The following is a 22,083-nucleotide window of genomic DNA, read 5'->3' on the forward strand; positions in this document are numbered from 1 at the left end:
GGGACGCCGCCGCCGTCGTCAGTGGGCCACCGGGCCGGGTGCTACCTCGTCGGAGGGTCGTCGCTGCTCCAGAAATCGCTCCGCGTCGAGCACGGCCTCCTCGGCGGGCAGCGCCCTGAACACCCAGGTGCGGTAGGACCAGAAGCGGAACAGCGTGGCGATGCCGATGCCGAGGATCTTGAACATGTTGCTCTGGACCGGGCTGTTCCACCCGAAGCCGTACGTCGCCACGTAGAGCACGCCCGTCTCGATCACCGCACCGACGGCGCTGAACAGCAGGAACAGCGTCAGCTCCCGGGTCCGGCCGGTCTTGTCGCGGTCCCGGTAGGTCCAGTAGCGGAAGCCGACGTAGTTGAAGAGGATGGCGACGACCGTCCCCATCAGCCCGGCCCGCACCACCGGGATCTCCGTGGTGCGCCAGATCAGGTTGGAGACGGCGATGTTGACGACCAGCCCGAGTGCGCCGACCGCGCCGAACTTGGCGACCTCCCGTGCCAGCAGATCAAGCCGGGCCCGCAGTGCGCCCCGTTCGCTCATGGTGATCGCTCAGCCCCGTCCATTGGTTGCGTCAACCCGGCCATGCTAACCAGCCCTCCCGTGTGATGCCTGTGAGCCGGGAGGACCGCCCGACGGGGCTCCTTCCCGGGAGCCGGAGCGGGCCCGGCGGGGGAGGGCGAGGGTACCTGGCGGGAGAGGGTGAGGGGGACCTTCCGCACGCCCGATACCCTGGTACGCGTGACGTTCCCTGTAGTCGGCATGGTCGGCGGCGGTCAGCTCGCCCGTATGACCCACGAGGCGGGCATTCCCCTCGGCCTGAAATTCAAGCTCCTCAGTGACACTCCCCAGGACTCGGCCGCCCAGGTGGTCGGCGAGGTCGTCGTCGGCGACTACCGCGACCTGGAGACGCTGCGCGCCTTCGCCCGCGGCTGCGATGTGATCACCTTCGACCACGAGCACGTGCCGACCGAGCACCTGCGGGCCCTGGAGGCGGACGGCATCCCCGTGCGCCCCGGCCCCGACGCCCTGGTGCACGCCCAGGACAAGGGCGTCATGCGTGCCAAGCTCACCGAGATCGGCGCACCCTGTCCCCGCCACCGCATCGTCGCCGACCCGGCGGACGCCACGGCCTTCGCCGAGGAGGTGGGCGGCTTCCCCGTCATCCTCAAGACGGTCCGCGGCGGCTACGACGGCAAGGGCGTCTGGGTGGTCCGCTCCGAGGCGGACGCCGCCGAGCCCTTCCGCGCCGGTGTCCCCGTCCTCGCCGAGGAGAAGGTCGACTTCGTCCGCGAGCTGGCGGCCAACATCGTCCGCTCGCCGCACGGCCAGGCCGTCGCCTATCCCGTGGTCGAGTCGATCCAGGTCGACGGGGTCTGCGACACCGTCATCGCCCCGGCGCCCGACCTCGACGAACGCCTCGCGGGCGAGGCCCAGCAGCTCGCCCTGCGGATCGCGGCGGAGCTCGGTGTGGTGGGCCACCTCGCGGTCGAGCTCTTCGAGACGCGCGGACCCGACGGGGAGCCCGGCATCCTCGTCAACGAGCTCGCGATGCGCCCGCACAACTCCGGGCACTGGACCCAGGACGGCGCGGTCACCTCGCAGTTCGCCAACCACGTGCGGGCCGTGCTGGACCTCCCGCTCGGCGACCCCCGCCCGCGCGCCACCTGGACGGTCATGTCCAACGTCCTCGGCGGCGACTACCCGGACATGTACCAGGCGTACCTGCACTGCATGGCCCGCGACCCCCAGCTCAAGATCCACATGTACGGCAAGGACGTGAAGCCCGGCCGCAAGGTGGGCCACGTCAACACCTACGGCGACGATCTGGCGGACGTGCGGGAGCGCGCCCGGCACGCGGCCGACTACCTGCGAGGAACGATCACCGAATGACCGCACCAGGCTCCGCCCCCGTCGTCGGCATCGTCATGGGCTCGGACTCCGACTGGCCCGTGATGGAAGCGGCCGCCAAGGCCCTCGACGAGTTCGAGATCCCCTACGAGGTCGACGTCGTCTCCGCCCACCGCATGCCGCACGAGATGATCGCGTACGGCGAGTCGGCTGCGGACCGCGGCCTCAAGGCGGTCATCGCGGGAGCGGGAGGCGCGGCGCACCTGCCCGGCATGCTCGCCTCCGTCACCCCGCTGCCCGTGATCGGCGTCCCGGTCCCGCTGAAGTACCTCGACGGCATGGACAGCCTGCTCTCCATCGTCCAGATGCCCGCCGGCGTCCCCGTCGCCACCGTGTCCGTCGGCGGCGCCCGCAACGCGGGTCTGCTCGCCGCCCGCATCCTCGCCGCCCACGACGGTGAGCTGCTGGCCCGGATGAAGGACTTCCAGCAGGAGCTCAAGGACCAGGCGACGGAGAAGGGCAAGCGGCTGCGCGCCAAGACCCAGGGCGCGGACCACTTCGGCTTCGGGAAGTAGGCACACGGTGGACCACCTGGACCGAGCCCGGCAGCTCCTCGCCGGCCACCCCGTCGTCGACGGCCACAACGACCTCCCCTGGGCGCTGCGCGAGCAGGTCGGTTACGACCTCGACGCCCGCGACATCTCCCGGGACCAGACCGGCACCCTGCACACCGACATCCCGCGGCTGCGGGCCGGCGGCGTCGGCGCGCAGTTCTGGTCCGTCTACGTCGCACCCCATCTGGCCGGCGACGACGCGGTGAGCGCCACGCTGGAGCAGATCGACGTCGTCGGCGAGATGCTGGCCCGCTACCCGGACGACCTGCGCCGCGCCCTGACCGCGGACGACATGGAGAAGGCCCGCGCCGAGGGCCGTATCGCCTCCCTGATGGGGGCCGAGGGCGGCCACTCCATCAACAACTCCCTGGCCACCCTGCGGGCCCTGCACACCCTGGGCGTCCGCTACATGACGCTCACGCACAACGACAACACCGACTGGGCGGACTCGGCGACCGACTCCCCGCGCGTCGGCGGGCTGTCGGAGTTCGGCCGTGAGGTCGTGCGCGAGATGAACCGCGTCGGGATGCTGGTCGACCTCTCCCATGTGGCGGCCACCACCATGCGGGACGCCCTCGCGACCTCGGTGGCGCCGGTGATCTTCTCGCACTCCTCCGCCCGGGCGGTCTGCGACCACCCGCGCAACATCCCCGACGACGTGCTGCGGATGCTCGCGGCCAACGGCGGTGTGGCCATGGCGACCTTCGTGCCGAAGTTCGTCCTGCCCGCGGCCGTCGAGTGGACGCTCGCCGCCGACCGCAACATGCGGGAGCACGGCCTGCACCACCTGGACACCACCCCGGCCGCCATGCGGATCCACGCGGACTTCGAAGCGGTCAACCCGCGCCCGATGGCCACCGTGGCGACGATCGCCGACCACCTCGACCACATGCGGGAGATCGCCGGGATCGACCACATCGGTGTCGGTGGCGACTACGACGGCACCGCCTTCCTCCCGCAGGGGCTGGAGGACGTCTCGGGCTACCCGCACCTGATCGCGGAGCTGCTCACCCGCGGCTGGTCGGAGACCGACCTTGCCAAGCTGACGTGGCAGAACGCCGTGCGCGTCCTGCGCGACGCGGAAGCGGTGTCCCGTGACCTGAGCGCCCGCGTCGGTCCGTCGCACGCGACGATCGACGAGCTGGACGGTCCGGCGAACTGAGTCCCGCACGGGAGCGCGGAGGAGGCGGTGGCCCGGTGGCCACCGCCTCCTCGCGTCAGGCCTTCGGCCGGCCCATGGCCCGGTAGGTCCAGCCGGCCTCGCGCCACACCGCCGGGTCCAGCGCGTTGCGTCCGTCGAGGATGATCCGGCGCCCCGCCACCTCGCCCAGCTCCGCGGCGTCCAGCTCGCGGAACTCACGCCACTCCGTCAGGTGCAGCACCACGTCCGCACCGCGCACCGCGTCCAGCGCCGTGTCCGCGTAGCCGAGGGTCGGGAAGAGCCGTCGGGCGTTGTCCATGCCCTTCGGGTCGAAGACCGTCACCTGGCCGCCCTGCAGATGGATCTGCCCGGCGACGTTCAGGGCGGGCGAGTCGCGTACGTCGTCGGAGTCCGGCTTGAAGGTGGCACCCAGCACCGCGACGCGCGTGCCCAGGAAGGACCCGCCGCCCACGGCCTCGCGGGCCAGCTCGACCATGTGGCCCCGGCGCCGCATGTTGATGGAGTCGACCTCCCGCAGGAAGGTCAGCGCCTGGTCGGCGCCCAGCTCACCGGCGCGCGCCATGAAGGCCCGGATGTCCTTGGGCAGGCAGCCCCCGCCGAAACCGATCCCGGCCCGCAGGAACTTCTTCCCGATGCGCTCGTCGTGTCCGATGGCCTCGGCGAGCTTCACCACGTCGCCGTCGGCGGCCTCGCAGACCTCGGCCATGGCGTTGATGAAGGAGATCTTGGTCGCCAGGAAGGAGTTCGCGGAGGTCTTCACCAGCTCGGCGGTCGGGAAGTCCGTCACGACGAAGGGCGAGCCCTCGGCGATCGGTCCGGCGTACACCTCGCGCAGCAGCTTCTCGGCCCGCTCGCTCTCGACACCGACCACGATCCGGTCCGGGTGCAGGGTGTCCTTCACCGCGAAGCCCTCGCGCAGGAACTCGGGGTTCCAGGCCAGCTCCGCGTCCGCGCCCGCCGGTGCCAGTTCGGCCAGCCGGCCCGCCAGCCGTGCGGCGGAGCCCACCGGGACGGTCGACTTGCCCACGACCAGCGCGGGCCCGGTCAGGTGCGGGGCGAGCGACTCGAAGGCGCTGTCCACGTAGCTCATGTCGCAGGCGTACTCGCCGTGCTTCTGCGGCGTGTTCACGCAGACGAAGTGCACGTCGCCGAAGGTGCCGACCTCCTCCCAGGAGGTGGTGAACCGAAGGCGCCCGGTGGACCCCTCGATGCCCGCCACGTGCTTCTGGAGGATCTCCTCGAGCCCCGGTTCGTACATCGGCACCCGGCCGGCGGAGAGCATCTCGATCTTCTCCGGCACCACGTCGAGCCCGAGGACTTCGAAGCCCAGCTCCGCCATGGCCGCGGCATGGGTGGCGCCGAGGTATCCGGTGCCGATCACGGTGATCCTGAGGGCCATGGGGTGCTCCTGAACGATGCGGACAGACGTGCGGAGCCGAGCATATCCGGGCGGGCGGAACGCGGTTTTCCGGCCGTCGAGGTGGCCGTCGGCATGGCTGTCGGCAAGCTCACGTGCCGCGCCCGTATGCCTCCGCTCGACGAGGCCACTAAAATTGGGTTACTTAACGGTAGTTAGCATCCTTGGGGAGTGAACGTCTTGGCGGGTTCGACCGATTTCGACCTGTACCGTCCGGCCGAGGAGCACGACATGCTCCGCGAGACGATCCGTTCGCTCGCCGAGGCGAAGATCGCCCCGCACGCCGCGGCGGTGGACGAGGAGGCGCGCTTCCCGCAGGAGGCGCTGGACGCCCTCGTCGCTTCCGACCTGCACGCGGTCCACGTCCCGGAAGAGTACGGCGGCGCCGGTGCCGACGCGCTCGCCACCGTCATCGTGATCGAGGAGGTGGCCCGCGTCTGCGCGTCCTCCTCCCTCATCCCGGCCGTGAACAAGCTGGGCTCGCTCCCGGTGATCCTCTCCGGCTCCGAGGACCTCAAGAAGAAGTACCTGGGCCCGCTGGCCAAGGGCGACGCGATGTTCTCGTACGCCCTCTCCGAGCCGGACGCCGGCTCGGACGCCGCGGGCATGAAGACCAAGGCCGTCCGCGACGGCGACTTCTGGGTCCTCAACGGTGTGAAGCGCTGGATCACCAACGCGGGCGAGTCCGAGTACTACACGGTCATGGCCGTGACGGACCCGGAGAAGCGCTCCAAGGGCATCTCGGCGTTCGTCGTCGAGAAGTCCGACGAGGGCGTCTCCTTCGGCGCCCCGGAGAAGAAGCTCGGCATCAAGGGCTCCCCGACGCGCGAGGTCTACCTCGACAACGTCCGCATCCCCGCCGACCGCATGATCGGCGAGGAGGGCACCGGCTTCGCCACCGCGATGAAGACCCTGGACCACACCCGCATCACGATCGCGGCCCAGGCGCTCGGCATCGCCCAGGGTGCCCTGGACTACGCCAAGGGCTACGTCCAGGAGCGCAAGCAGTTCGGCAAGCCGATCGCCGACTTCCAGGGCATCCAGTTCATGCTCGCCGACATGGCGATGAAGCTGGAGGCCGCCCGTCAGCTCACCTACTCGGCGGCGGCCAAGTCCGAGCGTGTCGACGGCGACCTGACCTTCTTCGGTGCCGCGGCCAAGTGCTTCGCCTCCGACGTCGCGATGGAGGTCACCACGGACGCCGTGCAGCTGCTCGGCGGCTACGGCTACACGCGGGACTACCCGGTCGAGCGCATGATGCGCGACGCCAAGATCACCCAGATCTACGAGGGCACGAACCAGGTCCAGCGGATCGTCATGGCCCGCAACCTGCCGTAGTCCTCTGCGCATCGGACGAGGGAGCCCCCGCTTCGGCGGGGGCTCCCTTTTCTGTCGCGCCCAGGAGTGACCGGCCGGCTCAGGCGGGCCGGTCCCCATCAAGGATCTCTTCGGCGGAGTCGGCGGTGGCGGCTCGGCGAAGCCACAGGCGCAGGACGTCGAGGTCGCGGCAGCCGGTGATCGTGTCGCGGATCCCGTCCGGGACCTCGATGCCGCGCTCGTCGAACACGAGCAGGATGTCTTCGGCGCGGCCCCGCGCTTCGCCCTCGGCGCGACCCCGTGCCTCGCCTTCGGCACGGCCTTCGTCCCGGATTTCTTCGGAGAGGGGCGAGATGTAGAAGGAGAGATCCACGGCCACCAGGTTCCTCCACTGTTGTGCGGCGGGGCGGTTGCCCAGGCCTTGTGCGGTGAGTTCGATGATGGGGGCGGCGATGTCGTCCGGAGCGCCCCGAAGGGCTGCTGACAGCGTTTTCAGTATGGCACCGACGTCCGGTTCGCCCGCGTGTGTGATGGCGGACAGCGTGGCGAGTGCCAGGTCCTTGCGGGCTTCGGCCACATCGGTGACGGCGGGGATGTTGTGCGGGCCCGCGACGAGCGGTCGGAGGGTCAGTACAGGCCATTGAGGTGAGCCGAGCGGCACCGGACGGGCAGCCCACGCGGCGGTGGCCCGATCCTGGCAGACGACCAGCAGCATGGTGGGCAGCCGGTACTTCTCCAACAGGTAGGAGACGTAGTACGCCCAGCTGGTCGGTTTGTCGGGGTCTTTCTTGCCCTGGGCTTCCACCGCGAGGAGAAAGGGCCCGTTGTCCTCCGTCTCGATGCGCAGCAAGGTGTCCACGCGACGTTCGACAGGCCGGGACTCCGTCAGGTCGGTGGTGACGACATCGGCGGACACGAAGGGCGGGAAGGCGACTCCGAGCACTTCGGAGACCCGGGAGAACAGCTCCGGGTACTCCTGGAAGACGCGGTGCATCGCCTCGTGGGGTGCGCTGACCATGGAGGTCCGTTCGGGTTGGCGGATGGTGTGCCGGGCCAGGCCGCCGCAGGTGCCTCCGCGCGGCAGTCGCGGCAGTGGCCGGGGTGGCGGGAGCGGAAGGCGCGGTCGCAGCGGTCGCAGTTCTGGAGCGGGATGACGATCGCGCCCGGGCGCTGCGGGCGGGCGAGGTCGTGGGCGCCGGGGAGCGGCGGTGGCAGCAGGGCCGTGACCCGGTGCCTCAGGAGCTTGGCCGGGTGCCGTAGGGGCACGGGCAGGTCGGCGGTGAGGGCGTGGCGGATCGTGTCGGGGTGGGCGTCGCGTTCGAGCCAGGTGGCCACGCCGGGGGCGAGGATCGCGATGTCGCGCTCCGGCAGAACGAGTTGGGGCGACAGGCGGCGGAGGTCCGCGAGGAGCGCTCCGGCCGCGCGCAGCAGCTCCGGGGTCTCGGTAACGGGACGGGGGACGGGAGGGGGTGGCGTCGTACGTGCCGTGGGTGCGGGCACGCAGACGGCCGGGAGGTGCGGCGGTGACGGCGGTGGTTCGGGTGCGGGCGCGGGTTCAAGTGGCACGGGCAGCGCGGCTGTCGGCTCCGGGGGCCGGGCCGGTGGCCGAGGGTGTGACGGTGCGGCCTGTGCCGTGTCCGGCCGGTTTCGGGAGACGGTGCGGGTCACGACGCGGCCGTCGGCAAGCCGCACCCGGCTGCGGTGCAGATAGCCCGCGGCCTCCAACTCGCGCAGGGCGGCGGCGATGCGTGTCTCGCTCTCCGGGAACCGCTCGGCCAGCCGCTTGATGCCGATCCTCGCTCCGGCGGGCAGCGACTGGATGTGCACGGCGAGCCCGATGGCCACCAGGGACAACGCGCGATGGCGGCTGAGGTGGTTGCCGATGACGGTGAAGTCGGTGGTGTGCCGGGAGTTGATGTGGACGATGCCGGAGGACGGCTTGGCATCCTCGGTCGTGCCGGGTGGGGCGCACGGGGGCGCGATATCCTGCCGGGTATCCATCGGGAAGGCTCTTCTTCCTCGGTGGTCAGGCCCTCGTCCGGGATTGCAGTCCCGACGGGGGCCGTCGCATGTCTGGGGTTGTCGCGGCGAGCATATGACACCCAACCCATCTCAAATCCAGCCCAGTTGCCATATGTCACCCGCGCGGGTGACCTGGGGCGAGGGTGGGGTCGGGTGTGGTGGGGGAAGTTCTTCTCCCACGTACTTGAAAGCCTTTTACGTCGTGGGTGACCACGTCGCGGCCGACCGGGTCGTGGGTCACCGGGTCGTGGATTCCCGCGACCCGGTGCGTGCCGATCCGGGGAGGATGTCCGGTGCCCGTCCGGTGTTGTCCTGGCTGTCCCGAGTGACGTGCGGGGGTCCTCCGGGGTTGAACGGTGACGGCATGGACGTGGGAAGCGGGGCACGGATGAGCGTGGACGGGGCCGGTACGCAGCACGGTGACGGCGGAGCGGACGAGCCCGGCTGGGACGTCGATCCCGACGACGAGTCCGGGGCCGCGGTGATCGCCGCGGTCGGCCGCCAGATCAAGGCCTGGCGGGAGTCGGCGGGCATGCGGGCCGGCGAGTTCGGGGTGGCCATCGGGTACGGCGAGGACCTGGTCTACAAGGTGGAGGGCGGGCGGCGCATCCCCCGCCCCGAGTTCCTGGACCGGGCTGACGAGGTCCTGCGCGCGGGCGGCAAGCTCGCCGCCATGAAGCGGGACGTGGCGGAGGTGCGGTACCCGAAGAAGGTGCGGGACCTGGCGAAGATGGAGGCCAAGGCGGTCGAGTTGGAGGCGTACCACCACCACAACATCAACGGTCTGCTCCAGACCGAGGAGCACATGAGGGCCCTGTTCGCGTCGTGGCTGCCCGCCTACTCGGCGGACGACACCGAGCGGATGGTGGCTGCACGTATGGCCCGGTGGACCATCTTCGACAGGGACCCCCTCCCCGCCCTCAGTTTCGTCCAGGAAGAGGTGACTCTCCGCCGTCCCGTGGGCGGCAAGGCGGTGTTGCGCAGGCAGCTGGAACGCCTGCTGGAGATCGGGAGGTTGCGCAACGTGTCGATTCAGATCATGCCGACCCGCTGCGAGGAACACCCCGGGACCGGCGGCCTGATCGAGGTGCTCAGGTTTCCGGACGGCAGCGCGGTCGGGAGATCCGAGGGAGCCTTCGGCGGTCGTCCCGTCACGGATCCGAAGCAGCTCCGGATCCTCTCGATGCGCTATGGGATGATCCGGGCTCAGGCGCTCACGCCAAGGGACTCACTGATCTTCGTCGAGCGAGTGCTGGGAGAGACATGATCCGCAGAACCTGCGCCGAGGACGCCTCCGAGCCGAAGTGGACCAGGAGCAGCTACAGCAGCAGCGGTGACGGCAACGACTGCGTCGAGGTCGCCGCCCGCCCGCACTCCGTCCTGGTCCGCGACTCCAAGGACGCGTCCGGCCCCCGGCTCGGCTTCGCCCCGTCCGCCTGGGCCGCGTTCCTGGAGCACGCCTCCCGGGGCTGACCGGGCGACGGCGGTACGTACGACGAGGGCGGGCCGGGGAGATGTCCCCGGCCCGCCCTCGTCGTGTGGTGCCGCCGGTCAGCTGCCCTTGACCGTGACCTTCTCGTCGTTCTTGAGCTGCTCCACGAGCTGCTTGACCTTGTCCTTGTCCCAGACGAGGTTGCCGTTCACGCTCCGGCCCGAGAGCGGGATGTTCATCGACGTGCCCTCGCCGCCGGTCACGCCCTTCATCGCGAAGAACATGTTGCCGAGCGACCAGAGCGACATGTCCTTGTCCACGATCAGCGTGTCCAGGCCCGCGCCCATCGTCGGGTACAGCTTGAACGGGTTGAGGATCGTCGACGGGGTCGCCGTCTGGGAGGCCAGGGCCGCGAGGAACTTCTGCTGGTTCTTCGTGCGGTCCAGGTCACTGCCCGCGAAGGCGTACCGGGTGCGGACGAAGGCGAGGGACTGCTCGCCGTTCAGCGTCTGCTTCCCGGCCTGGAAGTCGGCGCCGGACTTCTTGTCCTTGAACGCCTTGGGGATGTCCAGCTCCACGCCGCCGATCGCGTCCACGATCTTGGCGAAGCCGCCGAAGCCGATCTCGACGTAGTGGTCGATGCGGAGCCCGGTGTTGAACTCGACCGTGCGGACCAGCAGCTCCGGGCCGTCCTCGGCGTACGCGGCGTTCAGCTTCGTCGTACGGCCCGTGCCGGCGAACTTCTTGCCGGACTCGGACCCGACGAACGAGGGGATCTCCACGTTCGAGTCACGGGGCAGGGAGATCAGCGTCGGGCCGTTGGAGCCGTCGTGCAGGATCATCATCGAGTCGGTCCGCTTGCCCTCGGCGGAGCCGGTGTGCAGCTTCTTCTTGTCCTCGGCCGTCATGCCCTCGCGGCTGTCGGAGCCGACGATGAGGTAGTTCGTGCCGTCGCCCTCGGAGGGGCGCTCGATGACCTTGGAGAGGTCGACCTCGCGCTTGAGCTTGCCGTCGGCCCAGAAGTACGTGCCGATGGAGACCGCGAGCAGCGCGACCACGAGGGTCAGGGTGCCGACCTTGAGGCGCCTGCCCCAGTTCGGGGCGGGGCGGGACTGGACGTAGCCGCCGTCGCCGCCGAAACCGCCACCGCCCTGGCCGCCGCCGTGACCGCCGCCTCGCTGGCCGCCGCCGTAGACCTGGCCCGTGTTGTAGCCGCTGTCGTAGCCGGGGGCCTCGCCGTAGCCGTCGTAGCCCTGGCCCTGCTGCGGCGGGATCCGGGGCGGGGACTGCGGAGGCGCGGGGCGCCGGCGGACGTGCGGCATGGCACGGGCGCCCTCGGGCTGCGGGTTCGTACTTCCCCGCCCGTAGCGCTCGTCGGGTCGGCCGTTCCGTCCTTCGGGCCATTCGCTCATGCCGAACAGTGTGCCGTCTCGACCTGTGCCTCTTACAGGGTGTACCGGAGATCGGGTCACGGCTGTTGCGAAGCTGATGCAATGCAACCGGGGGCAAGCCCCCGCATAAGGTGGACGGTATGACAGATCAGCCCCAGCCACCGGAGGGCGAGATTCCGGGCAAGCCCACCTCGGCCTCCCGGACCACCCTCAGCCACATCATGACCGGCAACGACACCAACCTCCTGGGCACGGTGCACGGCGGCGTGATCATGAAGTTGGTCGACGACGCGGCGGGGGCGGTCGCGGGCCGGCACTCCGGCGGTCCCGCCGTGACGGCCTCCATGGACGAGATGGTCTTCCTGGAGCCGGTCCGGGTCGGTGACCTCGTCCACGTCCGCGCCCAGGTGAACTGGACCGGCCGCTCCTCGATGGAGGTCGGCGTCCGCGTCATGGCGGAGCGCTGGAACGAGTCGACCCCGGCCCAGCAGGTCGGCAGCGCCTATCTGGTGTTCGCGGCGGTCGACGAGGACGGCAAACCGCGCCGGGTTCCGCAGGTCGTGCCCGAGACGGAGCGGGACAAGCGGCGCTACCAGGAGGCGCAGATCAGGCGCACGCACCGCCTCGCCAGGCGGCGCGCGATCAAGGAACTGCGGGAGCAGCGCGCGGCCGAGGGCATCGACGACTGAGCGCGCGGTGCGACGGCCGTCGTACCGGCGCCGTCAGCGGGGGACCCGCAGCCGTTCCAGCAGGGCGTCCTCGGCCCGGTCCGCCCCCGGCTCCTCCCAGAACGTGACGGGTACGCCCCTGATGTGGCGGCCCCGGGGGTCCAGGACATGGCCGGCGATCTTGAGCTGCCACAGGGCCACCGCCCGGTCCGCGACGGTGAGTTCGGGGAAGCGCTCCGCCAGCCGGGCCTCGAACGCCCCGATGTCCTCGGCGGAGCGCAGCCACACCGTGAGCATCAGGTTGTGCGGGCCGGTCAGCGACGCGCAGAGCCGGGTCTCCCGCATCCGGATGAGCTGGGCGGTGATGCGCGCGGTCTCGCCGGCCGGTGCGATGCCCCACAGAGTGACCGAGATGGGCCACCCGGAGAGGTAGCGGGCCACCTCGCAGCGGTAGATGAGCGCGTCCTGCCGGTGCATGCGGTCCAGCCGGCGGCGCACCGTGGTGGGGCTGACGCCGAGACGTTCCGCGAGGCGGGCGGCGGGCTGGCGGAAGTCCTCGCTCAGCAGCAGGTAGAGCCGGGTGTCCAGTGCGTCGGGGGCGGGCAGACCGCGTCGCGGCATGACCGGCGCCCGGTCCTTCGCCAGCAGGTCCTGGCTGTCCGGGTCCAGCCGGTCCAGCCGCCAGCGGCTTCCCTCGGTGTGGACGGCCGTCGCGGTCTGGGAGCGGGTCGCCGACACCCCGGGCAGCCGGCCGAGGCGGAAGCCCACGTAGCGGGCCAGCATCGCCAGGTCGGGGAAGGCGGCGGTGAGCACCAGGTCACGGGCGCCGGTGACGTGTTCGATGGTGATCAGGTGCGGATCGTCGGCGATCTCGGCCGCCACGTCGTGCAGCGCACCGGCCGCACAGTCCACCTCGATGAACGCGATGATCGGCACCGTCGGCCCCACCGCCACCGTGTAACAGCTGAGCCAGGCGTGCCCGGCCTCCGTGAGCCGGTTCCAGCGGCGGGCCGCCGTCGAGGCGTCCACCCCGAGCACCTTCCCGATCTGCGCCCACTCCGCCCGGGGGGAGGTCTGGAGCGCGGTGATCAGCAGATAGTCCAGCTCGTCCAGCGGCTCCGGCTGCGCGGTGCGCAACAGGCGCTCGGGGAGCCCGGCGGATTCGTGCGTCGATCGGCTCATGAGGAGCGCTTTCCTGCGGACGATCATGGATGAGGGGTCTCGCTCCGCACGATACGCCCATGTCCTTGCTCCACGAGGCCCGTGACCTCGCCCCCGCCCTGACCGCACTCCGGCACACCCTGCACCGGGAACCCGAGCTCGGCCTCGACCTGCCGCTGACCCAGGCGAAGATCCTCGCCGCACTGGACGGCCTCGGCCTGGAGATACGCACCGGCACCGCGCTCAGCTCCGTGACCGCCGTACTGCGCGGCGGCAGGCCCGGCCCCGCCGTCCTGCTGCGCGGCGACATGGACGCCCTCCCGGTCCAGGAGGACACCGGGCTCCCGTACGCCTCCGTCCTCGACGGCCGGATGCACGCGTGCGGGCACGACCTGCACGTCACCGGTCTCGTCGGCGCCGCCCGGCTGCTGGCCGCACACCGGGAGGAGCTGGCGGGGGACGTCGTCCTCATGTTCCAGCCCGGCGAGGAGGGCCAGGGCGGGGCGCAGATCATGATCGACGAGGGGGTGCTCGACGCCGCCGGGGAGCGGGTCGTCGCCGCCTACGCCCTGCACGTTATCTCCACCGGCGCGCCCACCGGCTTCGCCGCGACCCGGCCCGGCCCCATGCTCGCCGCCTCGGACGCGGTGGAGGTCACGGTGCGCGGGAGGGGCGGCCACGGCTCGTCGCCGCACTCCGCCGCCGATCCGGTGCCCGCGATGTGCGCCATGGTCACGGCGCTCCAGACGGCCGTCACCCGGGAGATCGACGTCTTCGACCCGGCCGTCGTCACGGTCGGGAGGATCGAGGCCGGCACCGCCGCCAACGTCATCCCGGAGACCGCGAGGTTCGCCGCCACCGTACGGACGTTCTCCGACGCCTCCCACGCGCGTGTGCGGGCCGCCTTCGAGCGGACCGTGCACGGGGTGGCCGCCGCCCACGGCGTGACCGCCGACATCGACTACGTCGAGCAGTACCCGCCGACGGTCAACGACGCGGACGAGGCCGCGTTCGCGCTGGAGACCGCGCGGCAGGTGCTGGGCGCCGACCACGTCTTCGAGGCGCCCAAGCCGATGGCGGGGGCCGAGGACTTCTCCTTCGTGCTGCGGAACGTGCCCGGCGCCTTCGTCGGCCTCGGGGCGTGCCCACCCGGCACCGACCCGGCCACCGCCCCCATGAACCACTCCCCGCAGGCGGTCTACGACGACGACGCCCTGCCGCACGCCGCCGCCCTCCTCGCCGGACTGGCGCTGCGCAGGCTCGGGTCCCCGCTCGCACCGGAGGCCGGCTCTCCGCTCACGGCCTCCACGGCGGAGTAGGCCCATGACAGCCACCGCCACCCCGCCGCCGGACGCCGCCCCCGCCGAGCCGCTGCCCGCGTCCGTCACCGCCGTCGTCGGGCTCCTGGTCCTCTTCGAGGTGACCAGCGGATTCCTCCAGGTCGGGCTCGCCCCGCTGCTGCCCGACCTGGCCGATCACCTGGGGATGGGTTCGGCCGCCCTGAACTGGGTCGTCTCCGTGCAGCTGCTCGCCGCGGCCGTCTGCGTCCCGCTGTTCGGACGCCTCGGAGACCTCTACGGCCACCGGCGGATGCTCCGCGTCGCCCTGGCGCTGATCGCGGCGGGCACGCTTGTCGTCGCGCTCGCCCCGGACTACCCGACGCTCCTCGCCGGCCGGGTGCTCCAGGGTCCGATCGCCGCGCTGCTGCCGCTGGAGATCGCCCTCGTACGGGACCGGCTCCCGGTCGCCGACGCACGACGGGCGATCGCCCGCCTGGTGGGCGCGCTGACGCTCGGCGCCATGGCGGGCGGTGTCGTGATGGGACTGGTCGACTCCGTGTTCGGCAACCTGCGGCTGACCCTGCTGGTGCCCGCCGCGCTGGCCGTGATCTGCGTGCCCGTGTCCTTCGTCGCCGTACCGGAATCGCGGGAGAGGGCCGGCGGCCGTGTGGACTGGGCCGGTGTGGTGCTGCTCGGCGGCGCGATGGTGGCCCTGCTCGGCGGGGTCTCCGGGGCGGAGGGCGGTTCCTGGGGTTCCGTCCGGGTCCTGGGACCCGTGGCGCTCGGGCTCGTCCTGCTGGCGGTGTGGGTGCTGGTGGAGCTGCGGGCTTCCGAACCCCTGGTCGACGTGCGGGCGCTGGCCGCCCGGACCACCGCTCCCTTCTACTGCGCGGCGTTCCTCTTCGGCGTCTTCTACTTCGGGAGCCAGGCGCCCAACTCGACCTTCTACGCGGCGGACCCCGAGGCCACCGGTTACGGATTCGGGCTGAGCGCGCTGTCCATCTCGCTGGTGCTGCTGCCCGGGGCCGTCGGCAGTGTCGTCGGTTCGCTGGCCACGGCGGCCGTCGCCCGGCGGTTCGGCTACCGGCCCACGCTCATGGCGGCCTTCGGGCTGGTCGCGCTGACCTTCCTGCAGTTCGCGTTCCTGCACGAGGAGATCTGGCAGATGGCGGCCGGGTCCGCCTTCACCGGCCTGGGCATCGGACTCGCCCTCGGCGCCATGCCGACGGTGATCGTCGAGGCCTCCGACCCGTCCAGGACCGGGATCGCCGCAGCGCTCTACAACAACGTGAAGACACTGGGCGGGGCCGTGGCCGGCGGGGTCTTCGCCGCCCTGCTCGGCGCGTTCCTCTCGCCCTCCACCGGCGAACCGGGGGAGGGCGGCTACACCGCCCTCTGGCTGGCCGCCTCGGCCGCGGCGGTCATCGCGCTCGTGGCGACCGCCTTCTCACGGCGCCGCGAGGCGTGACCCCGCCGGCACGGTCACGGACAGACCACCTGGTCGCCCGTGACCGTGCCGAACTCACCTCGCTGCGGATCCTCCGCCTTCACCCGCTGCACCTCGGTGAAGTCCGAACCCGCCGTGACCTTCATCGTCCCGCCCTGCCCCTTCACCGCCCGGAGCTCGCATCCGGGCAGCGCGGCGGCCAGGGACTTCGCCGACCGGTCCCAGCGCGGGTCGTAGGAGACCAGGGTCCGCTCCAGTTCACCGGCCCCGCCGCCCAGCGGAGCGCGGGTGGTGTTGAAGCCGGTGGAGCGCAGCGCCTCGTCGACGTCCTGACCGAGCCCGTCCTTCGACGTCCCGTTGTAGACCTGCACCCGGATCTGCTCCGGGGCCACGTCGACGAGCGTCGCCCTGGGCTGCTTCGGCACGTGCGGGGCGAGCGGCCGGTCCTCACGCAGGGCGCGGAACATCTTCCTGGACTTCTCGGCGTCCCACTTCACGGTGGAACCGATGCCCTTGACCTGGAAGCCCTCCTCCTCCAGGGGCACGGAGGCGAACTCCGACGAGGACGGGGTGAACCCGCGCATGGCCTTGCCGAGCTCCAGCATCTGCTCCGTGCCGAAGCCCTTGTCGGCGCGGACCGACTCGAGCATCGACGAGGCGACGTCCTGGAACTTCACGGGGTTCATCAGCACCCCGCTGCTGGTCGTCTGCTTGATCAGCGCGGCCATGAACCTCTGCTGGCGCTGCATCCGGCCCAGGTCGGCCGCCCCGTCGAGGTGCCGGGAGCGTACGTACTGGAGGGCCTGGCCGCCGTCCAGCTTGTGGGTGCCCGCGGTCAGGTCCAGGCCGGTGTACGCGTCCTTGAGCGGTTTGGCCGTGCAGATCTCCACCCCGCCCAGGGTGTCGACCGTCTTCATGAAGCTGGTGAAGTCGACCTCCAGATAGTGGTCGATCTTGACTCCCGTCATCTGCTCGACGGTCCGTACCGTGAGGTGGGGCCCGCCCTCGGCGTAGGCGGCGTTCAGCTTCACCGGATGCGCGGAGTGCTTCTTGCCGGTCGTGCCGTCGGTGTGCTCCGGGAGCTCGGCGTAGCTGTCGCGCGGCAGGCTGACGACGCTGGCGCGCTGCTTGTCGGCCGAGACATGGACGAGCATGAGGGTGTCCGTGCAGTGGCAGGGCGCGCCGCCCAGCCTGTACTTCTTCTTGTCCGCCGGGGAGATCTTGTCGCGGCCGTCGGTGCCGACGAGCAGGAAGTTCATGCCGTGGCCGCCGGCGGGACGGTTCTTCATGTCCTTGAAGGGGTCGACCCGGTCGATGCCCGTCTCCAGACCGCTCACCACGGCATGACCGATCCCGCCGGCGCCGAGCACCAGCACGGACAGCCCGGTGACGATCCGCATGCCCCACCGGGGCGGCGGCTTCCGCCTCCCGTTCCGCCCGGCCGGGCGGGCGGCCTTCGCTCCGGGCTGCCGTGCGGGCCTGCGCTGCGGTGGAGCGGTGCGGGGGTGCGGTGGACGGGGCGATCGGTGCGGCGTGGGCACGAGGGACACCTCCGCGCGAGCGAGTGGGACTTTCGCACGGTAGGCCCATACGACTTGCAGACCGGGAGGAGACCCGGCGGCGCGCGCCGCTGTCCCCCGTTCGCGGTAACGTGGCGGCCGAATCACGCCGCCTCCTGGGGTGCGACATCCCCCGGAACACCGGCAACCCCCGAGGACCCCCCGAGGACCACATGTCTGCCGCGCAGTACCCCGCCGTCTCCGTGATCATGCCGGTGCTCAACGAGGAACGCCATCTCAGGAACTCGGTCCGGCACATCCTGGAGCAGGAGTACGCCGGCGAGATGGAGGTCGTGATCGCCCTCGGCCCGTCGGACGACCGCACGGACGAGATCGCCGCCGAGCTGGTCCGGGAGGATTCCCGGGTCCACACGGTCCCCAATCCCACCGGCCGCACCCCTGCCGCGCTCAACGCCGCGATCAAGGCGTCGCATCACCCGATCGTGGTACGCGTGGACGGCCACGGCATGCTCTCGCCGAACTACATCGCGACCGCGGTGCGGCTCCTGGAGGAGACCGGCGCGCAGAACGTGGGCGGCATCATGCACGCCGAGGGCGAGAACGCCTGGGAGGACGCCGTCGCCGCCGCGATGACGTCCAGGATCGGTGTCGGCAACGCGGCCTTCCACACCGGAGGCAAGGCGGGCCCGGCCGAGACCGTGTATCTCGGGGTGTTCCGCCGCGAGGCGCTGGAGCGCGCCGACGGCTACAACGTGGAGTTCATCCGCGCCCAGGACTGGGAGCTGAACTTCCGGATCCGCGAGGCCGGCGGCCTGATCTGGTTCTCCCCGGAGCTGAAGGTCCAGTACCGCCCGCGGCCCAGCATCCGCGCCCTGTCCAAGCAGTACAAGGAGTACGGCCGCTGGCGTCACGTCGTCGCCCGGTACCACTCCGGCTCGATCAACCTGCGCTACCTGGCCCCGCCGACCGCGGTCTGCGCGATCGCGGCCGGCCTCGTCGTGGGCGCGGCCGTCACCCCGTGGGCGTTCGTCGTGCCGGCCGGGTACGCCGCCGCCATCGTCGCCGGATCGCTGCCGGCCGGGAAGGGCCTGCCGCTCAAGGCGCGGGCACAGATCCCGGTGGCGCTGGCCACCATGCACATGTCGTGGGGCTACGGCTTCCTGACCAGCCCCCGCTCCCTCGCGAAGAAGGTCATCGCCAGCCGCCGTCCGGCCGTGCGGGAGCAGACGGTCTGACCGCACCGGGAGAACGAGGAGGGGCCCGCCGTTCACGGCGGGCCCCTCCTCGTCGGTGTCCTACCAGGTGTAGCCCGGGTTGACGTGCATGCACGCCTCCTCGTCGGCGCCGTTGAGCGCACCCGCCGAATCGGGCGTCTTCTCCTTGCCCGCCTTGGCCGGGTAGGCCCCGTCCTCGCGCCAGTCCGCGCCCACGGCCAGCACGATGCCCGAGACACCGGTCGACTTCTTGACCTGCGAGACCGGGATCCCGAGAGCCTTCGCGGCCGCCTGGGCGTCACCCTCCAGGTCCGCGCTCGGGAAGAGGATCCCCGTCGTGGCCGCCGGTTCGACGTCCTGGGAGTCGACGCCGGCCTTGGCGAAGCCCGCCTCGGTCAGCTGGTCCTTGACCGTGTTCGCCCGGCCCCGCGCGGGGCCCTGGGTGTCCGTGCCGGTCGCGTTGCGCACGGTGATCGCGATCTCGCCCACCGGTGCGGAGGTGTCCTTGGCGACCGGGGTCTTCCGCTCGGAGGCCTTGCCGTCCAGCGGGATGTCCTCCCGGACCATGCGGAACAGCTGCTCGGCCTCGCCGGGCTTGGGGAACACCCGGCCGCTGAGATAGCCCGTCCCGTAGACGTTCGGCATCGTCGTCATGGTGATGCGGTTCGTCGGGGCCTTCTTGAGCTCCTCGGCCAGGTCGTAGAGCTTCTTGACCGTGTCGAGCCCCTTGTCGACGGTCAGTGCGTTCGTCGCGGCCTCGGCGAGGTCCATCAGCTTGCCCGGGTCGGTGAGCTTCGTGCCCTTGCGCAGCTCACGCACCATCGAGTTCAGGTACTGGTGCTGGGCCTTCGCCCGCCCCAGGTCGGTGTTGTCCTCGAAGCCGTACCGGGTGCGCAGCCACTGGAGGGCCTGCTCGCCCTTGACCGGGGTGGTGCCCTCCTTCAGCTTCAGCCCGGAGCCCTTGCCGTCGAGGCCGTGCGAGTAGACGTTGGCGTCGACACAGACCGGTACGCCGCCGACGGCGTCGGCCATCGAGACCACACCCGCGAAGTCGATCATCATGAAGTGGTCGATCGTGATGCCGGTGAGTTCGTACCAGGCGGCCACCGTGCAGCCGGGCCCGCCACGGCCGAGGCTCTCGTTCGTCTGCACGGGCTTCGTGCTGGCCTGGTACACCTTCTTCGTGTCCGGGTCCGTGCACTTCGGCATCGTGAGCATCGTGTCGCGGGGCATGCTCACCACGGAGATGTTGCTGCGGTCGGCGGACAGGTGGAGCAGCATCTGCACGTCCGCGAGCGGAGTGCCCCCGAAGGTCTCCTTGGCGCCGCCGAGCTTCTGGTTCTCCTTGGAGTCCCGGGCGTCGGAGCCGATGATCAGGATGTTCAGAGGGGTCTGCCCGGCGGCATTGGCCTTGTGGTCGGCCATCTGCTTGTCGCCGAGGGTCAGGTCCTCCTTCTTGATGTTGGCGTTGAGGTGGCGGTAGTAGAGGTAACCGGCGCCGCCGGTGCCGAGTATGAGCAGCGCGAGTACCGACGCCGCCCAGCGCAGTATGCGTCGCTTGCCGCCTTTGGCGGGCCGGCGTGCCCCCCGGCCGGGGCCGGCCGGCTGCTCCCCGCCCTCCGGTGCGGCGGACGGCTGCCGGCGGCCGCGACCTCCGCGTCCGGCGGCCCGGCTGCCGGACGCGGAGGTTCCGCGGTCGCCCTGCGGTCCGTCGTGCCCTTTGCGCGGCCGTGTCCCCTCCTCGCGCGTGCTGCTTCGTCCCACCAGGGCCCCCCTGCTCGTCTGAATTCCGATGTGGCGCGACGACCCGTCGTCACTTCGCGCATACCGCCGTGTCGGCGCCGGCCCTCTGGATGTCCTCCGGCGCCTTCGCCGGACCCGTGAGAGGGACCCCCGCCCCTTCGAAGTCCGCCCCCAGGGTCAGCACCATCGCCTGAAGGCCTTCGGTGTCCGACGTCCCCTGCTTGAGTGCGGTGGCGGGCAGGCCCATGATGTCCGCGAGCGCGCGGGCCTGGTCCGCCTGGGCCGGCGCGTACGCCAGCGTCGTCCTGTCGATCTTCGCCGGGGCGTTCGCCCGGTTCGTAGACTGTGTGACCCCCTGCTCGCTCCGCAGCCATTCGACGGTCGCGCCCGCCGCGCCGGTGATGTCGCCGCCGTTGAGCACGTCGACGCGTATGTCGGCGGCCTCGGCCCTGCTGCCCTCCAGGACCGCCTGCTGCTTGCTCCTGGCGGCCTGCTCCTTCTTCTTCACCTCGCTGAGAGAGGTGTCGGAGCGCAGCATGGCGAACAGCTGTCCGGCCTTCTGCGGCTCCAGGACCACGGTGACCGGTGTCGGCTCGGCCGGGTTGTCCTTCACCGGCATCGTCACGAAGGTGATGTTCTTCGTGTCGATCCTGCCGAGTTCCCGGGCGAGGGAGGTCAGCTTGTTGATCGACCCGATCCCGTAGTCCACGGTGAGCGCCTTGGTCGCCGCGTCGGCGAGATCGAAGAGCTTGCCCGGGTCGCTCAGCGTGTCGTCGGACTTCATCCGACGGATCATCGAGCCGATGAACTGCTGCTGGACCTTGATCCGGTCGAGGTCGCTCTGGTTCCCGAAGCTGTGCCGGGTGCGGACGAAGGCCAGCGCGTCCTCCCCCTGGACCGTGGACTTGCCCGCCGGCAGGTCGAGGTGGGAGTCCGGGTCCTGCACCGCCTTGTCCAGGCAGACCTCGACGCCGCCGACGGCCGTGGAGAGGGTCTTCACCGCGTTGAAGTCGACCATCATGAAGTGGTCCACCGACACGCCGGTGATCTTCTTGACCGTCCGCATGGTGCAGCCGGGGTCGCGGCCCTCCTGGCCGAGGCTGACGTTGAAACGCGCGTTCCGCGTTCCGGGTACGACCTTCCGCGAACCGTCCGCCTGTTTGGTGGTGCAGTCCGGGATGTCCGTGACGAGGTCCCGGGGGATGCTCATCGCCGTCGCGTTGGTCCGGTCGGCGGAGACGTGGAACAGGATGTTGGTGTCGGCGTGCCCCGCGCTGCCCTTGTCGCCGTAGCCCTCGTTGCCCTCGCCGGTGCGCTTGTCGGTGCCGATGACCAGGATGTCGAGCGGGCCCTCGCCGGCGACGTTCTTGCTGCCCGCGTCACCGACGTCGACGGTGTCCAGGTTGCCGTTGAACTTCTGGTAGAGCGCGTAGGCGCCCGCCGAGCCGGCGACGATCACGAACGCCGTGACCCCGCAGGTCCACAGCAGGGCCCTTTTCCGCCGCGCCGAGAACTTCCTGCGGCCGTTGCGGGCGGCCGGCGGTTGCTGCCCGCGCCCCTGTCCCGGCTGCCTCCGGGCCCGCTGCGCGGGCACCTCGCCACGGAGGGAAGCGGATTCCTGCCGACTGCCGGAGCGGTCGCGTGGGTGTGAGGGCGCGGAACGCTCCCGTGGGCGTGAAGCCCCCGAGCGGTCCCGCGCGCGCGGAGGTTCCGACGACTCTCTTCCGGAGTTGTCCAGTCGCAATTCGTAATTGCCGGTCCGTGGGTTGAGCACCCACTGGTCGGCGGGACTTTCGTCCGCCCGTCCACGGCTATGCCCGTCCACGGTGTCCTGAATCCTTTGTTGGTGC

18 protein-coding genes and 1 pseudogene are annotated in these 22,083 nt (G+C 71.0%); 10 read left to right on the forward strand and 9 right to left on the reverse strand.

Features of this window, described 5'->3' with window-relative positions:
* Positions 1-18: 18 nt before the first annotated feature.
* Positions 19-537 (reverse strand): GtrA family protein, encoded by a 519-nt coding sequence (locus tag IA22_RS0118630; RefSeq protein WP_030124214.1) that lies wholly within the window; start codon positions 535-537, stop codon positions 19-21.
* Positions 538-735: 198 nt separating this feature from the next.
* Between IA22_RS0118630 and IA22_RS0118635 the strand changes: the two genes are divergently transcribed.
* Genes IA22_RS0118635 through IA22_RS0118645 form a run of 3 tightly spaced genes read left to right on the forward strand, consistent with a single transcriptional unit; the run spans position 736 to position 3,621 of the window.
* Positions 736-1,887, forward strand: a complete 1,152-nt coding sequence (locus IA22_RS0118635; RefSeq protein ID WP_015577457.1) for a 5-(carboxyamino)imidazole ribonucleotide synthase — start codon at positions 736-738, stop codon at positions 1,885-1,887.
* Complete coding sequence (gene purE, locus IA22_RS0118640; RefSeq protein WP_014155883.1) at positions 1,884-2,420, forward strand: 5-(carboxyamino)imidazole ribonucleotide mutase; 537 nt, start codon at positions 1,884-1,886, stop codon at positions 2,418-2,420. Before IA22_RS0118635 ends, purE begins: the two co-directional genes overlap by 4 nt.
* A 7-nt stretch (positions 2,421-2,427) precedes the next feature.
* Complete coding sequence (locus IA22_RS0118645; protein ID WP_014155884.1) at positions 2,428-3,621, forward strand: dipeptidase; 1,194 nt, start codon at positions 2,428-2,430, stop codon at positions 3,619-3,621.
* A 55-nt stretch (positions 3,622-3,676) separates the two neighbouring features.
* Here the strand turns inward: IA22_RS0118645 and IA22_RS0118650 are convergent, their stop codons facing one another.
* Positions 3,677-5,020, reverse strand: coding sequence for a UDP-glucose dehydrogenase family protein (locus tag IA22_RS0118650; protein WP_015577456.1), 1,344 nt, complete (start codon positions 5,018-5,020; stop codon positions 3,677-3,679).
* Positions 5,021-5,218: 198 nt separating this feature from the next.
* Between IA22_RS0118650 and IA22_RS0118655 the strand changes: the two genes are divergently transcribed.
* On the forward strand, positions 5,219-6,376 hold the full coding sequence (locus IA22_RS0118655; RefSeq protein ID WP_014155886.1) for an acyl-CoA dehydrogenase: 1,158 nt from the start codon (positions 5,219-5,221) through the stop codon (positions 6,374-6,376).
* A gap of 79 nt (positions 6,377-6,455) precedes the next feature.
* Here IA22_RS0118655 and IA22_RS0118660 read toward each other — a convergent pair whose 3' ends face one another.
* Both IA22_RS0118660 and IA22_RS0118665 read right to left on the reverse strand, forming a co-directional pair.
* Entirely contained in the window at positions 6,456-7,373 is a 918-nt protein-coding gene (locus IA22_RS0118660; RefSeq protein ID WP_015577455.1) for an RpnC/YadD family protein, read from the reverse strand.
* Between the two features lie 38 nt (positions 7,374-7,411).
* Positions 7,412-8,356: pseudogene (locus IA22_RS0118665) on the reverse strand (hypothetical protein); the annotation flags it as partial.
* Between the two features lie 409 nt (positions 8,357-8,765).
* On the opposite strand from IA22_RS0118665, the gene IA22_RS0118670 reads away from it, so the two are divergent.
* Together IA22_RS0118670 and IA22_RS0118675 are read left to right on the forward strand one after the other, a co-directional pair.
* Complete coding sequence (locus IA22_RS0118670; protein ID WP_030124216.1) at positions 8,766-9,644, forward strand: helix-turn-helix domain-containing protein; 879 nt, start codon at positions 8,766-8,768, stop codon at positions 9,642-9,644.
* Complete coding sequence (locus tag IA22_RS0118675) at positions 9,641-9,850, forward strand: DUF397 domain-containing protein (protein WP_014155890.1); 210 nt, start codon at positions 9,641-9,643, stop codon at positions 9,848-9,850. Before IA22_RS0118670 ends, IA22_RS0118675 begins: the two co-directional genes overlap by 4 nt.
* A 78-nt stretch (positions 9,851-9,928) precedes the next feature.
* Here IA22_RS0118675 and IA22_RS0118680 read toward each other — a convergent pair whose 3' ends face one another.
* On the reverse strand, positions 9,929-11,221 hold the full coding sequence (locus IA22_RS0118680; protein WP_078605502.1) for an LCP family protein: 1,293 nt from the start codon (positions 11,219-11,221) through the stop codon (positions 9,929-9,931).
* 119 nt (positions 11,222-11,340) lie between these two features.
* Here IA22_RS0118680 and IA22_RS0118685 point away from each other — a divergent pair, with 119 nt between their 5' ends.
* Entirely contained in the window at positions 11,341-11,889 is a 549-nt protein-coding gene (locus IA22_RS0118685; RefSeq protein ID WP_015577451.1) for an acyl-CoA thioesterase, read from the forward strand.
* Between the two features lie 33 nt (positions 11,890-11,922).
* Here the strand turns inward: IA22_RS0118685 and IA22_RS0118690 are convergent, their stop codons facing one another.
* Positions 11,923-13,050, reverse strand: coding sequence for an Lrp/AsnC family transcriptional regulator (locus IA22_RS0118690; protein ID WP_051694814.1), 1,128 nt, complete (start codon positions 13,048-13,050; stop codon positions 11,923-11,925).
* 59 nt (positions 13,051-13,109) lie between these two features.
* Here IA22_RS0118690 and IA22_RS0118695 point away from each other — a divergent pair, with 59 nt between their 5' ends.
* Positions 13,110-14,348: a M20 metallopeptidase family protein gene (locus tag IA22_RS0118695; RefSeq protein ID WP_037830164.1), complete on the forward strand. Its 1,239-nt coding sequence runs from the start codon at positions 13,110-13,112 to the stop codon at positions 14,346-14,348.
* 4 nt (positions 14,349-14,352) lie between these two features.
* The gene (locus IA22_RS0118700) at positions 14,353-15,777 is read left to right on the forward strand and encodes an MFS transporter (RefSeq protein WP_030124219.1); all 1,425 of its coding nucleotides are present in this window, start codon (positions 14,353-14,355) and stop codon (positions 15,775-15,777) included.
* A 14-nt stretch (positions 15,778-15,791) separates the two neighbouring features.
* Here IA22_RS0118700 and IA22_RS0118705 read toward each other — a convergent pair whose 3' ends face one another.
* Complete coding sequence (locus IA22_RS0118705) at positions 15,792-17,297, reverse strand: LCP family protein (protein ID WP_445023782.1); 1,506 nt, start codon at positions 17,295-17,297, stop codon at positions 15,792-15,794.
* Positions 17,298-17,488: 191 nt separating this feature from the next.
* Between IA22_RS0118705 and IA22_RS0118710 the strand changes: the two genes are divergently transcribed.
* Positions 17,489-18,511 (forward strand): glycosyltransferase family 2 protein, encoded by a 1,023-nt coding sequence (locus IA22_RS0118710; protein ID WP_015577446.1) that lies wholly within the window; start codon positions 17,489-17,491, stop codon positions 18,509-18,511.
* 60 nt (positions 18,512-18,571) lie between these two features.
* Here IA22_RS0118710 and IA22_RS0118715 read toward each other — a convergent pair whose 3' ends face one another.
* Both IA22_RS0118715 and IA22_RS0118720 read right to left on the reverse strand, forming a co-directional pair.
* Positions 18,572-20,254, reverse strand: coding sequence for an LCP family protein (locus IA22_RS0118715; protein ID WP_015577445.1), 1,683 nt, complete (start codon positions 20,252-20,254; stop codon positions 18,572-18,574).
* A gap of 49 nt (positions 20,255-20,303) precedes the next feature.
* The gene (locus IA22_RS0118720; RefSeq protein WP_209443741.1) at positions 20,304-22,058 is read right to left on the reverse strand and encodes an LCP family protein; all 1,755 of its coding nucleotides are present in this window, start codon (positions 22,056-22,058) and stop codon (positions 20,304-20,306) included.
* Positions 22,059-22,083: the final 25 nt, after the last annotated feature.

The sequence above is a fragment of the Kitasatospora papulosa genome (assembly GCF_000717245.1).
Taxonomy (GTDB): domain Bacteria; phylum Actinomycetota; class Actinomycetes; order Streptomycetales; family Streptomycetaceae; genus Streptomyces; species Streptomyces papulosus.